The 14713-nt window shown below is 44.4% G+C and carries 9 protein-coding genes; all 9 read right to left on the reverse strand.

The genetic code is table 11. The annotated features are described in order from the left end of the window. Positions 1-66 precede the first annotated feature (66 nt). Positions 67-996, reverse strand: a complete 930-nt coding sequence (locus BM243_RS09310) for a DUF979 domain-containing protein (RefSeq protein ID WP_074912097.1) — start codon at positions 994-996, stop codon at positions 67-69. Next, entirely contained in the window at positions 997-1674 is a 678-nt protein-coding gene (locus tag BM243_RS09315) for a DUF969 domain-containing protein (RefSeq protein WP_347499606.1), read from the reverse strand. A gap of 483 nt (positions 1675-2157) precedes the next feature. Further along, positions 2158-3393 carry a Fic family protein gene (locus tag BM243_RS09320; protein ID WP_074912099.1) on the reverse strand — a complete coding sequence of 412 codons (1236 nt, stop codon included), beginning with the start codon at positions 3391-3393 and terminating at the stop codon, positions 2158-2160. A gap of 307 nt (positions 3394-3700) precedes the next feature. Continuing rightward, on the reverse strand, positions 3701-8515 hold the full coding sequence (locus tag BM243_RS09325) for an InlB B-repeat-containing protein (protein ID WP_074912100.1): 4815 nt from the start codon (positions 8513-8515) through the stop codon (positions 3701-3703). 319 nt (positions 8516-8834) lie between these two features. Then, complete coding sequence (locus tag BM243_RS09330; RefSeq protein WP_143093566.1) at positions 8835-10205, reverse strand: hypothetical protein; 1371 nt, start codon at positions 10203-10205, stop codon at positions 8835-8837. 311 nt (positions 10206-10516) lie between these two features. Next, positions 10517-11410, reverse strand: coding sequence for an energy-coupling factor transporter transmembrane component T (locus tag BM243_RS09335; RefSeq protein WP_074912102.1), 894 nt, complete (start codon positions 11408-11410; stop codon positions 10517-10519). After that, positions 11400-12125: an ECF transporter S component gene (locus BM243_RS09340; protein ID WP_074912103.1), complete on the reverse strand. Its 726-nt coding sequence runs from the start codon at positions 12123-12125 to the stop codon at positions 11400-11402. Before BM243_RS09340 ends, BM243_RS09335 begins: the two co-directional genes overlap by 11 nt. Beyond that, on the reverse strand, positions 12122-13804 hold the full coding sequence (locus tag BM243_RS09345; RefSeq protein ID WP_074912104.1) for an ABC transporter ATP-binding protein: 1683 nt from the start codon (positions 13802-13804) through the stop codon (positions 12122-12124). Before BM243_RS09345 ends, BM243_RS09340 begins: the two co-directional genes overlap by 4 nt. Then, complete coding sequence (locus tag BM243_RS09350) at positions 13777-14667, reverse strand: energy-coupling factor transporter transmembrane component T (protein ID WP_074912105.1); 891 nt, start codon at positions 14665-14667, stop codon at positions 13777-13779. The genes BM243_RS09345 and BM243_RS09350 overlap by 28 nt, the downstream gene beginning before the upstream one ends. Between the last annotated feature and the right edge of the window lie 46 nt (positions 14668-14713).

Here is a 14713-nt window from a genome sequence, read left to right on the forward strand (position 1 = left end):
TCTTTCTTTTGTTTATCGTATCATTATTTTTTGAAGTCCCTATGAACTCCTATCGTATTCTTCTCTTTAGAAAGCAAAGAAGTACATGAGGAAGATATGCACCAGAAGCATCACTGCAGCCATAGGTGCCTGGGACTTGATAATAGAATATTTGTCCTTGGTTTCCAGAAGCGCTGCAGGCATGATGTTGAAGTTTGCCGCCATAGGGGTTAATAGGGTTCCACAGTATCCTGCAGTCAGTCCAAGTGCTCCCACTACAATAGGATTTGCTCCCTGAAGAATCACAAAAGGAATTCCGATCCCAACGGTAATGACAGAGAACGCAGCAAAGCCATTGCCCATGATGATGGTAAAGAGTGCCATTCCCAGACAGTAGGCTACAACACCGATGAATCTGCTTCCATCGGGAATCACCGTGGCAACGCCATTGGCAATGACGGTGCCAACACCCGCTGCTGTAAAAAGAGCACCCAGAGCTGCCAAGAGCTGAGGCAGAATTCCCACGGGTCCCACATTCATCATGAGCCTTGTTCCGTCCACCTGTGCATACTTCACAGGCGCTTTGGTGATGAAGAAGGTGATCACAAGAGCGATGGCAGCAGAAATACCGATGGCATGGTTTGTAGAAAGTTCCAGTTCCACCAGAACATAGGCTACACCAACGGCAACCACAGCAAGAGATACCGCTGGGATAAAGATCTTGTTGCCGATCCTGTCGGCGCTTTTTCGGGTGAATTCCTCTGTAGGGACATCAGATTTCGGCTGCTTCACCTGGTTCATGGAGGTGAGTCCTGCAATGACCAGAATACAAAGACCTGTGATCCATCTGGGGATATGAGGTCCCACAATGAAAGTGAAGGCTAAGATGAACCAGAAGAGCGCTGTGGGGATTCTTGTCTTCAGCGCTTTGTCTTTTAATGCGTACACACCGCAGAGTATAAATATAATGCCGATGATGATATAGAAAAATTCGCCGATGAGGGTATTGGTGTCCATCTACTTCTCCTCCTTCTTGCTGAGTTTTGCTTTGAGCTTTTTATCAAGCAGTGCATTTTTAATGATGCCTAAAACCACAGAGATCACAGCCACGGGAATGGACCACATGGCAATGTTAAGCGCTGTCACTTCCGCATATCCTTGCTCCACCATGGTGCTGACGATGAGAAGTGTTCCTGATGCACCCATGAAGACGTTCTGTGCAAAGAAGTTTCCATAGTTCTCTGATGCGGCGGCTGCTCCTTTGATCTCGTCTTCTGTCTTCTCGTCCACTTCACCATATTTGGCGATGGCGGCAGCTTGAGCCATGGGGTTCACCAAGGGTCTGATGAACTGTGGATGTCCGCCCAGTCTTACAGAAAAAGCTGCAGCTGCGGCTCTGATGGTCTGATAAATGGAGAGGACCTTGCCTGTGGTAGCCCCTTTGATGCTGCCGATGAAGTCCACGGCTTTGTCTTTTAGACCATACCGCTCACTGATGCCAATGACTGGCAAGGTCAGTACAAATAAAGTTGCGGTTCTTTGGGTGATAAAAGAGTTTCCGAGAACCTCCAGAATCTCCATGGGCGTCATCCCAGCCACAAGGCCCGTGACTACGCCGGCCACCACAACAGTAGCGATGGTGTCTTTCTTGAGGGCGAATCCCAGGACCACTACAAGAACACCGATGAGTTTCAATGCTTCCATGTTTAACACACACTCCTTCTTTCTTTTTTTGAGTATAACTTACTATATCACCAGGAAGTATTTGTTACAATATTCAGAAAACATTTACATTGAAATATTCGTATGGTTTTTGTATTTTTCTTTTATTTTTCATTTTAGTTTTCAGAAATTCTTATCATTTTTGCTTTTATTGGTGATTATTTCTGAACGAATCATCAGTATTCCTACTTACAATGCTCATGATTCCTGAAATGCAGAGATCTCATGGAGGTCTCAGTCTATAAATGGCAATATAAGGTCATGGGATTACAAGTGTAATAGAAAAGACCACCCTTTCGAGTGATCTGATGAAGCTATTAGAACTTTTGTATGACTTATCCTTAAAACTAATGAATTATCGGTATGTTTCTGCCTGTAAAGTGGCATGAAAACAATAACAGTAGTTTAAAATCAGAAAATCATGTTATGAAAAAGTTTGATGTATCATCCGGGTCTTCATTCTGTAGGAGCATCCACTATTCTCTGTTGGGTTTCTTTTGTTATCCTGTGTCTGGATGGCCTTTTACTTATTTTTTCAATGTAATTCAGTTCTATCAGATTTGCCAAGGATTTTCTGGTTCTATAATCTGATATCTTCAATTGTTTACTAATTTGCATATCAAAAATTGGTTTTTCAAATGACCACGATTGAAACAGTAAATAGAGAACGCCTTTATCATCTTTATTTATATTAAGCTCACCTAGTACATATTTTGCTTTATTCAATAACTGAATTTTCTTAGCTAGATCTTCAATGAGGCGCTTCTGCCCTTCTCTTACAATCTTAAGCATTTGAAAAACGAACATAGTAGCTTCTCCATAATTATTGGGATCAGATGTTTCTGCAAAAGCTTCGTAGTATTTGTTTTTTTTACTGCTAATCATGAAAGAGAAACTAATAGCAGTCAAAGGATCTAATTTTTGTGCCAAATACTTACAAGCAATATATCTGCCAACTCTACCGTTTCCATCATAGAAAGGGTGTATGTATTCAAAAAAATAATGACCTATCATAATTTTTATTAAATATGGATAGCTTTCAGAGTTCATGAGGTCAAGAAACAATCCTAAATTTTCTATGATACTAGACTCATGAGAATCTCCACGATGTAGTACTTGATTTTTATCCCCTTGAATCACTACTGGTCCAGCCCTAAATAATTCACCATCCAGCTTGTTTTCTTGATCAATTTCATCTTCTACCATCTGATCATAAATAAATCTGATTTCCTTAACATCTTTTATAGGTGAAAATTGATCATAAAATAGTGACTGATATGATTTTACAATGCCTGTAAATCTTTCATTTTTTGTATCATTGTTTTGTATTGAGACTATTGCATCATCTATTTCTTTTCTTGTACTTCTCACTCCTTCTATTTCATTTGTGCTTTGAATTTCTTCAATCAACACAGTGTGAAAATATTGCTTTCTGCCAACAGCAGGAACCTTTCTAAGCATATTATTAATTATAGCTGCATTCTCTTCTATTGTTTCCTGCATCATATCCAGCTCAATATTATTTACGACAAATACTTCATAGGATTTAGATTGCCTTAAACCTCTTAGCATTGGGTTTATCTCCACCCCGGTCTTATACGTACAATAATCATTAATTCTCTTTTCGTATTCCATTCTGGCTTTTTCAACACTTTCATATTTCATTACTCTTAAAGTTTTGTATTTTTTCATTAATATCACCCCAAATAATATCCTTAATTAAAATATACCCCATTTTTTAATTTATAGATATATATTCAAGAGTTTTAACTCAAATAGTTGCAATTAGTAAAGAATAATATTACTTTCAAGTTAGATGAACCTCTTATTTTCTCTCCTATACTTCTTCTGTTTTTATGATTCCTCTACAGTTTCTGCAGTTATTCACAATACTCGTGCAGTTATAACTACCGCATAATTGCCTATAGGAGATAGAAAAGAAAAACAGCACCGGAACAGAGTCTCTATGTTCCAGTGCTGTCTTGTCGCTGCTTTTTCTTTATTCTTGTCTTTCTGCTTTCTGTCTTTTCTTATCGGCTTCAGAGAGCACGAATCCACCCAGGGCTATGGCAGCAAGTCCCATCCATAGAGGAGCATCTTTTCTGCTTCCTGTTTCTGGAAGTTTGTTTTCTGCCTTAATCTTCTCGATCTCAAGAAGAAGTTCCTGAAGATTTTCTATCTGATCTTCCACCTGCTTCTTTTCTTCCGCTGTTGCATCAGTGAGATCTAAAGCGGAAAGGTCTTCCAAGGCTTCTTTGATGGTTTTTTCATCCTCTTTCTTCACGGTGTCCTTCTTGAGGTTCTCTGTCTCTTCTGTCAGTGCTGTCACAGGCTTCATGAGGATCTCATAGACCGTGATGTTTCCAGCTTCATCCATGGCCTCGATCTTATAGACAGCCTCTTTATTTCCTTCAAGAACTGTCCCACTCTGCACCACTTCTCCATTGACGCGGATTTCACCTAAATGATCATCGGTGACCATGAGCCTTTGGGATGTGTAGTACTCTCCCCCATCTTTTAGATGTAGAATGACTGGAGCCTGTGTGTCAAATACGGCCTCTTCGGAGTGGATCACCACGCTGTTTCCGGCTTCATCGGTGATCTTTGCATAATAGATGAACTGATCCTTGTCTGCAGCCTTCACAGAAATGGCCCCGGTATAATCGCTCCAGGATACGTCTTTAAGTTCTTCCTCTGTGAGCTTCTTGAATGCACGATATACCTCTACCTTTTCCACGCCACTTAGCTCATCTTCTGCTTCTACCTTCACTTCCAGGTTGTCCTTAAAGAGCAGGTTCAATGTGAGTACTCTCAGCATGCTCTTCCATGGAGTCTCCTGAAGGATGATGGTCCCAGTGGGGGCTACTTTGTCAATGCTTTTCACCTCAGTATGGTACACTTCTGAAATATTCCCAGCCAGGTCTTTCACCAGGATTTCCACTTTCTCATTTTCAGTGAAGGTTTTCTCGTTTTCTTTCTGCCAGGTTTTTCCGCCATCGAAGCTGTATGCTTCTACCGCAAGGCCACTTCCTGTATCGTTTCCTATGACTTCTATGGTCACAGTTCCGTTGGTCCAGGTTTCTGGTTTTAGAAGGGCACCCACCACCACAGGCTTCGCCTGATCGATCTTTGTGATCTCCGTGATGTTCACCTCTGAGAGATTTCCAGCAAGATCTTTCACCACGACTTCTACGGCTGCATTCTTACTGAAGGTTTTATAGTTTTCTTTCTGGAAGGTTTTTCCTCCGTCGAAGCTGTAGGCTTCTACCGCAAGGCCGCTTTCCTTGTCTTCTGCATTGACGGTAAGGAGTACTTCTTCTTTTGTCCATGCTGTGGGATTTCCGGTCACCTCTAGAATCTCAGGCTTTGTTTTATCGATGTTTTCCACAGCCACTATTTGAATCTCCGTGATATTTCCCACCTGATCCTTCACTTGAATTTCAAGGACTTCGTTTACGGATACAGATTTTATGGCTTCTTTCTGCCAGGTTCTTCCTCCGTCGAAGCTGTAGGCGTCCGCCGCAAGGCCGCTTTCTTCATCTTCTGCCTTGACTTCCACAAGAACCTGGTCTTTTGTCCAGGTGTCAGGGGCCTTCTTGATTTCACTGACAACAGGTGCTTTATGATCCAAGTTTTTGATGTCGACGATTTTGAGCAAGGAGACATTTCCTGCCATGTCTTTCACCAGGATCTCCACTTTTCCATTTTCAGTGAAGATTTTCTCGTTTTCCTTCTGCCAGGTTTTTCCGCCATTGAAGCTGTAGGCTTCTACTGCAAGGCCACTTCCTGTATCGCTTCCTGTGACTTCTATGGTCACAGATCCGTTGGTCCAGGTTTCTGGTTTTAGAAGGGCACCCACCACCACAGGCTTCGCCTGATCGATCTTTGTGATTTCTGTGACCTTTACCTCTGAGAGGTTTCCTACAAGATCTTTGACCAGGATTTCTACGGCTTCATTTTTACTGAAGAGCTTATAGTTTTCTTTCTGGAAGGTTTTTCCGCCATCGAAGCTGTAAGCTTCTACCGCAAGTCCGCTTTCCATGTCTTGTGCATTGACGGTAAGGAGCACTTCCTCTTTTGTCCATGCTGTGGGATTTCCGCTCACTGTTAAAATCTCAGGTTTTGTTTTGTCGATGTTTTCCACAGCCACTCTTTGCATCTCCGAGATATTTCCCATCTGGTCCTTCACTTGAATTTCAAGCACTTCGTTTACGGATACAGATTTTGCGGCTTCTTTTTGCCAGGTTTTTCCTCCGTCAAAGCTGTAGGCGTCCGCTGCAAGACCGCTTTCTTCATCTTCTGCGCTGACTTCCACAAGAACCTGATCTTTTGTCCAGGTGTCAGGGGTTTTCTTGATTCCACTGATACTAGGTGCTTGATCGTCTATGTTCTGAATGTCAACGGTTTTGAGTAAAGAAAGATTTCCGGCAAGATCCTTCACCAGAATCTCCACTTTTCCATTTTCAGTGACGGTTTTCTCGTTTGTATTCTTCCAGGTTTTTCCGCCATCAAAACTGTATGCCATGGGAGACAGACCGCTTTCTTTGTCTTCTGCGCTGACGCTAAGAAGCACCTCTTTTGTCCACCCCGTAAGGTTTCCTGTGGCGTCTAAAATCACCGGTGCTTTTTTATCAATGTTGTCCACGCTGATGGATACTACACTGGATTCATTTCCGGAAGCATCCTTTACCCTGATCCCTAATCTATCATTTACGTTAAGGGTCTTACTGGGTTCTGCTTGATAGGTTATTCCTCCATCAAAGCTGTAGGCCAGAGGAGACAGTCCACTTTCCGCATCCTTTGCGAAGACCATGACCTGCACAGTTCCATTGGTCCAGTTCGCGGGAGTTCTTACCATGCTTTCTATAACAGGTCCTATTTTATCAATCTTGCTGACAATGATTTCTTTCGTCGCTGCATTTCCTTTGACATCTGTCACGGTTATGACATACCTTCCGTTTTCTTCTGCTGTAAAGGAATACTCTGATGTCTCACTGCTTAATGTAACTTCATCTTCTCCATCTTTAGATAGCGTCACTTTTTCAATGCCTCTGTTGTCTGTGGCTTTGAATGTGATGAGGGCATTCTTATTCATCCAGGTTTCAGGGTTTCCTGTAACTTCTGTGATCTCCGGTTTTATCGTGTCCACGGGAAGCCACTGGGCAAAGACTGCGGTGGGACTTGTGATCCCTTTTGTAAAATCAAAGAGGTCTCCACCGGTGCTTTCTGTATACCATCCCATGAATTCCAGTCCTTCACTGGCAGGATCCAGTGGTTTCATGGGCTGGTCTTCATTTTTCACGGTCTGCTTTCCAGGCATATTACGAACGAGATTTGTGGTGTTTTCTATAAATCTCACTTCATGGATGCTGGTATCTTCTGCCACCACGCTGATTTTAGCAATGCCGGAATCAACTTTTGCAAGGACACCGTCTTTTTCCGCCGTGACTCTACAGAAATAGTAGATTTCTGTTCCTATAGGGAGATCCTTTGGCAGATCATAACTGTTCTCTGTAGCCCCTGGAATCAGAGTTGCTCCCTCTAAGGAGTTCTCTTCATTCTGGTACCACTGGTAGGAAAGAGAACCGCTTTCTGAAACTTCTCCATCCACCACGGCATTTCCCTGAACCACGAGTTTTCCCTCCACCTGGCCTACGGCATAGGTTCTGGAGACAGGCTGCTTAGAGATGAACACCGCCAGGTTTTCAATGGCTTCCTGAGCACTTTCGATGTCCGGGTCCAGAGAAGACTCATAGCTGAAGGTGACGGTTTCACCGGGTTTAATCTCAGAGAAAATAAACTCCAGTCCCATTCCTACATCGTTATACTCATGTCTTCCATACAAATCTTCTCCGCGATACATAATTTCTGAGTAGGTGTATGTACCAACTCCGCAGCTGATGACCTGAGCCCGATGGTCGCTGGTGTAGAAAATGAAGGGGTTCTCCACCTGCTGAAGGACCGCCTTATGCTCGTCTGGCGCTACAGGACTTGGGGCGTCGATCCGGGAGGAGGATGCAACGGCCCAGATGCCTCCTGTACCGTCTTTAAAGAAGTAATTGTCTGTTTCATGGCTTAAAGGATTCTGATCCGGATCAAACTTCCTGATATAGCTGGCATTATTGAGGGTTTCTCCTGTGGTGTTCTTCATGGTGATCACTGTGGTGAACCGTTTGTCCTCTTGTCCAAAGATGATATTTTGCGTGTATTCCAGCGCACCTGCGATGATTCCTTTATTTTCAGCCTGAAGGTGAGACAATGTGCTCTTATCTAGGGAATAGACTGGAGCATATCCCATGACACCGCCAGCACCGATGGTAGAAACGCTGGATTTCAAGGTCGTCTCTCCTTCTTTGCTTCCAGCCCATCCCACCATGAATCCCTCATCTATGGTTCCTGGTAGAAAAAAGTCTCTTGTGGTTGGTGCATTTCCTTTTTCCCAACCATCTCCATCAGATCGCAAACCGATTCTAGAACTCCAATCAGCATCTGGATGAAAGTATTTCGTCCCACTGATTGGAGCATCCCAACTTGTCCCATAAGACCCTGCCCTTGAAATACCAATTTCAATGAAATCATTGCCTAAGAAAACATCTCCCATTGCATTTGAGAGGCTTCTAGGTCCTGTCCCACCGGTGCCGACTCCTTCTACGCCTGCATCCAGAAGAGAAGCATTCATGAGGGTTTTAGATTCTTTTTGTGATGTAACCTCCTGAGCTTCCGCTGCATGGGTGAGGGGCAAATAAGAGGTGAGGACCATGACAGATAACCCCAGAGAGATCATCTGCTTTTTTGTTTTTTCTCTTTTTTTCATGTTCATCCTTCCTTCGATATAGCATTGATTTAACAAGTATCACCTTTTGGGATAAAGTTTTAACATATCACCTATGGCGAAGATGATTCCTTACTCTGCTTACTATAGCATCCGGTAAAGGGTTATGAATCTCCATGGCGTGAAATGCTATTTTTACGCCTTGAATGGTAATTCTTGATTTCTTCTCTTCTTTTTTCAGACAAAAAAAGACCACCATAGGCTGCTATGATGGACTCTTCACATGATTTGGCTGGTCTCTTTTCTATTTTTTTGTTCTTAGAACTCCTCAAACTCAAGAGTTCTATGCTCCATTTCTTTCTTATTTCTTCTTTCCTATGTTTCTGTCTGTTGGCAGATAGGCGGTGGACAGTAAAGGGGCTGGCTTCAGCCTGTCTTTTTCTTCCAAATGGAACAGTTCTTCAGGGGTATATCCATTATTCTCCCAGATTCTGGTATTGTTCTTTAGGTTTATGATGAGCTTCACCATCTTCTGAATTTCTTTTTCTTCTTCGAAGACCAGGCCCATCTCCTCCAGGTGTTCTAGTATCTGATCCATGCCGTAATCCACCTGGCAATCGGCCACCACCTCATGAGCCATATCCTCCGCTCTCTCCTGATCCACCCCAAAATCCTTCTTCAGCGTCAGCACAAACTGATGATACTCCTTGGTTTTTTCAAAATACAGGCCGCTCACATAGTTCAGAAGTTCTTGTTTCTCTGGAATATAGTAGGGCTTTGATCCCTTTTCCCGGATGTAGTAGAGAAACTCCCGATGCTCTAAGATGGACATTGAAACAAAGTATCCTTGATGCACATCGATCCAGGCCTCCTCTATTTCCTTAGGCAGTTTTTCCTGAATGCTTTCCACCTCTTTTAGCGTAATCTTTTCGGTGTTTTGCATATTATAGATGTCCACCACTTTCTTTTTATGGACCATGCCATAGAGATTGCAGAGGGCGATGACGTAGTCACTTACTTCTTTCTTTCGTGCTTTTTCTTTTTTTCTCTTCGCTCTTTCTTCAGCATCATGCTGAAGAGTCCTTTCATCTACACCTGCGTAGTACGCCGCCCCTCTTATATAGCCCTCTTTCTCATTGATCTTTGTTCTCTCTATGGTGAGGTCGGTAAGAATCTGCAAGGCTTCTTCTATGCGGTTTTCCCCATCCACGGGCTTATACTTCCTTTCCATGGAAACCAGGGCGTCCCTTACTTCTAGAATCTCTTCCACACTCATATCGTCTGTTTTTTCTTCCATCACTTCTTCCATGAAAGTAAGACATTCATCCATGAGGGTTATGATGAGATCCTCTTGCTTCTGGTCTCTTTCTATCCCATCTTCCAGAGCATCATTCAGCGCCCGGATGATAGAGGTGTAGACTTTCACCTGAAGAAGTAAGCTCATCTCATCCTCTGCCTTTTCCAGAAGATCTTCCGTAAAATAGATCATGTCATCCAGAGAAGGATTCTCCTCCCCTCTTTCTTCTTCCATGTAGGAGAGATACCCCGAGAGATACTCTTCCGTACTCATCACTTCAGGAAACAGCCGATAATAGACTTCTCTTTGAAACTTCGGGTCTCCCATGGCTTTAATGAGGATGAACTCAATCAGTTCTTCTTTGGTCTTTCCTTCCAGTTGCTTTCCCCATGCCTCAAGATCATCTATTGTTTCCAGGTATGCTTTCGGTTTCATGCTTTCTTCCCTTCTTTCATAAAGTTTCATTCAATATCATCTTTTCATAAAATGACTTCTATCGTATGGATAGTAAAAATCTCCTTTCCTTTATTATATCGGGCTCCTGTGTTCTTGACGAGTGCATCGGAATCATTTTTGATTTTCCTTCTCCCTTTCACATCTTGGAGAATCTTCCGTCATACATCCTAAGAAAAGAGAAAGGATGCCTTCAAGATGAGGCGACTGCCTCACATAGGTGCATCCTTTTAAAAACTCCAAGTGACGATAAAATTGATATGAGAAAGCGATAAAAAACAGAAAGCCTTTTCTTATCCTCTCTCCGGAAGCATCTTGCGGTTCTTCTCAAAGGACCACTCTCCCAAACACTGAAGAAGCATGGGAAGGAGTGCTAAAAATGTGTAGATGACATAAAAAAGAACACTGACCCCCGTGATGGGATTGAGGATGATCTCAGGGTCATAGAGTGCAACCATCTGATCCAGAAGACAGGCACTTCCCAGGAGGGTGCCTCCTAGGAAAAGAGTGACCACCACTGCCCGGTCGCGGTTGTCAAACCGGTACAGAGAGAATGCGGTTCTTCCCCTGAGGCCATAACCTCTACTTCTCATGGAATCTGCTGTTTCCACAAAGCTTTCAGTCATAAAGGTAAGCAGTATGGATCCCACCCGAAGAAGATTCCGTACCCTCTTGTAGAAGTTTCCTTGGCGAATTCCTCTGCCCATGGCCTCCTGTCCGCTTTGGATGCGGTGGGCTGTGGTGACGGTTTTCGGTGCGGTGCGTAACAAAATGGCGAAGTAAAGGGAGAGCTTTGGACTGATTCTTCCAAGAAGATAGACGATTTTGTCCGTGGTGAAAATCTCGTGGACACAAAGAAGCCATAAAAGGAGACTAGACGCTTTCAGCCCACGCAGGCCTCCATAGAGGATGGACTCCAAGGTGATCATATTACCAATGGCTGTTTCTCTCAGATTCGTCACGCCAAAATGGTTGTATCTAGAATAATAATAGGCATAAACCCCTACGCCAGGAAGAAGCAGCAAGCCAAAAAGAAGCGCACTTTTTCCTTTCAGCTTTGTGGCATAAATAAGGCCGGTCAGAAAGGAAATCACAAGATACACCGGATGCTCTATGAACATTACAAAGGAAAGGAGAAATAGAAAATACAGTGCACTGATCATCGGGTGATACGCATCAAATCTCATGGTTTGTCTCCTCAAGAAGGCCATATTTCAGCTTCATCCGATCAATCTTCTCAAAGATCGGCCCGGAAAGAAGGAATAGAAACACCGCCGTGGCCAAGGCATGGATGGTGTTCACCGTAACGCCTGATAGGATAAAAATTCCAGCATTTTTCCAGGTGATGGAAGAAACGGAGGTAAAGAGTGCGGAGAGATCCAAAAGAGGCCCCACCACCAGAAGTATAGTAAATGCACCATGAATGGCCAGGGAGCTTCGATCTCTCTTTAAAAGTCCTGTCCTATAGAAGAATCCGGAAAGAAATCCCGCCATCCCAAAGGCAAACATCTGATAGGGCGTCCAGGGTCCCTGTCCAAAAATGAAGTTAGAGACAAAGCTGCTGAGGACCCCACATAGGAAGCCGGCCTCCGGTCCAAAGGAAATGCCCGTGATGATGACGACTGCCGCCATGGGCTTAAAAAAGGGCACAAAGATGAAGACGGTCCTGCTGATCACGGCCATGGCCGATAGCACAGAGAGGATCAGCAGTTCTCGCGCCTGGGGTTTTCTCTTTTCAAATCTGTACAGGAAGGGAAACATGGAAAGGCCAATGAGAAGCACGCTGACCACGTAATACTTGCGGTCTGCAAGGTTCATCCCCATATAGATCACCAGGGGCATGGCCAGAAGAATAAGGACGAAGGACAGCTTTGTTCTTTTACTCCATGTACTTTTTCTCATATTTTTACTCCTCCTTCCAAAGGGGCACTTCTTAAAAGGTCCAGCACATCCTCTTTGGTGATGGCCTGCTGAAAGATGCCCCGGCTCATCCGGTGTGCTGTGGTGGTATAGTAGGCATGGGCAGAAAAGAAGTTCCGGGGCGTATTCTGGGTGAGAATCTGCCCGTCGAAAAAGAAGGCAACGTGGTCTGCATAGCTTGCACAAAACTCCACATCGTGGGATACCAGAAGAACAGTCATGCCTTCTACCATCAGTCTTCGTAAAATGGATGCAAGCTTCTTTTTGAAATAGGTGTCAATGCCTTTGGTGGGTTCATCCAGAAGCAGCAGCTTTGGCTCTGTAAGGAGAAGTTTACAAAGGGCTGCCCGTTGCTGTTCTCCTCCAGACAGATCGTAAGGATGGGCAGAAAGAAGATCCGTGATTTCAGTTTTTCTTGCCAAGTCTTCGATGCGCCTTCTTTTTTCCTCTTCCCCCATGTTCTTGGGCAGTATTTCCAAGAGGTCTTCCTCCACGGTTTTCCGGACAAAAAGGGTCTGGGGATCCTGGGGCAGAAAAGCCAGGGTATGCTCATAGAGTGCACCCCCTTTGTATTTTTCAATGCGTTTTCCGCCAATCTCCACTTTCCCTCTGTAGGGCCGTTTTACCCCGCTGAGAATCTTCAGCATGGTTGTTTTTCCAGAGCCGTTTCCGCCCATGACGGCAAATAGGCTTCTCTCCGGAACGCTTAGGCTGAGTCCTTTAAGCACATCGGCACTGTCTTTCTCATAACGGAACCACACTTCCTTCAGTCTTAGTGCCTCTGGAGCCTCCTCATAAGAAGGCGCAACCAAGTGTTTTTCTTCATGGATTCCATCGGCTTTCTTTAAAAGCCACTGTCTTCCTTCTTTCACTGTCAGCGGGCTGTCGCCTTCTTCCTCCAGGTCTTCAAAGATCTGCATGGGGGTTGGGAAGGAGGTGAAGATCTCCGGATGGGTCTTTTGGATCTTTTTCCCCACACGCTTCGGGTTATCATCGGCGATGAGTGCCCCCTCCTCCATCACAAGAATCCGGTCTGAAAGGGCAAAAAGCTGTTCCAGACGATGCTCTGAAAGAATCACGGTGGTGCCTAAGTCTTCATTGATCTTCCGGAGGGTATCGATGAAGTCTGCCGCTGCAATGGGGTCCAGCTGTGAAGTCGGTTCATCTAAAATGAGGACCTCCGGCTGCATGGCCATGATGGAGGCAAGATTAAGAAGCTGTTTTTCTCCTCCTGAAAGATCTGTCACTTTTTTGTGGAACCAGTGATGGATGCCAAAGTAGTTTGCCATCTCCGCCACCCGTCCTCTCATGGCGTTCTCCTCCATGCCTAGGCTCTCCAGACCAAAGGCCAGTTCATGCCACACTTTGTCTGTGACAAGCTGATGATCCGGGTTTTGCAGGACAAATCCGATTTCACCTGCCTGATTTGAAAGATCCCATTTTTCCAAATCTCTTCCTTTATAAAGCACCTGCCCCTCTCTTTTTCCCACGGGACTCAAAACGCTTTTCAAGTGACGGAGAAGGGTGGTTTTTCCACTGCCGCTTCTCCCACAAAGAGTAACAAATTCCCCTTTCCGGATGGTCACCTGAAGGTCCTTCAGGATCTTCTTCTTGGTCTCGGGATAGGCAAAACTTAAATTTCTGATTTCAAAATGAACCATTTGATCTCCTCCAACAGGTTTAAAATGAGTGGGGTAGCCAGAAAGAGCCCATAGACTCCTGGCGTAAGCATAGAACGGAAAAAGGGTCCCATATCTTCTATAAAGGCTGTTCTTCCTCCTCCTTGGTCTCCAAGAAAAAGAGCGAGCATCAGCATCAGAATAAGAAAGGCCATATAGATCAGGAGAATCCAGTCTTCCTTCTTCAGCGTATACAATGAAAAACTCCTTCGTCCAGGCAGTCCATATCCCCTGCTGATCATGGAATCTGCTGTGCTGATGGATCCTTCTAGGGTCCATCCAAGAAGAGCGCTGAAGAGCACTGCCCTTTCCCGTATCTTTTCCAGGAGGGTTTCTTCCTTCTTCTCCCTCCCCATGACGCTGCGGGCAGTCTCCATGGCTTTGTACTTCTTATGAAGAAGTGGCAGGAGCCTTTCGATCATCACCAGCAGAAGGGACATGGAAGGGGCCATGTTTCGAAAGAGATACGCATAGCGATCACTGGTCATAAAGAGATGATAACTGCCAAACCACATCATCATCGTGTAGAAGAGGCCTCCGGTAAAAAGCCCATAAACCAGTGCTTCCGCCGTATACTTTCTGCCGCCAAGGTAAGTGAATAGAACCCTCTCACCAAATTCTGAAAAAAACGGATTCACAAGAGAAATCACCAGGGCTGCCAGAAGAAGACCTGAAATACGTTTCCACGCCTGGTCTCCCTTTAATGATCTGTAGTAGAGCGTGGACAGACCTCCAGACAAAAGAAGGAACATAGGCTTTGTATAAAACATGCCAAAGCCTAAGACTCCCAAAAAATATAACCCCCCTACATAAGGATGATGAGAAAACAGTCTGTCTCTATGCATGTAATCTCCTTTCAAAAAGGAAGGTAAAGGAAAACATCTCCCCTTT

The organism is Proteiniclasticum ruminis, assembly GCF_900115135.1.
GTDB lineage: Bacteria > Bacillota > Clostridia > Clostridiales > Clostridiaceae > Proteiniclasticum > Proteiniclasticum ruminis_A.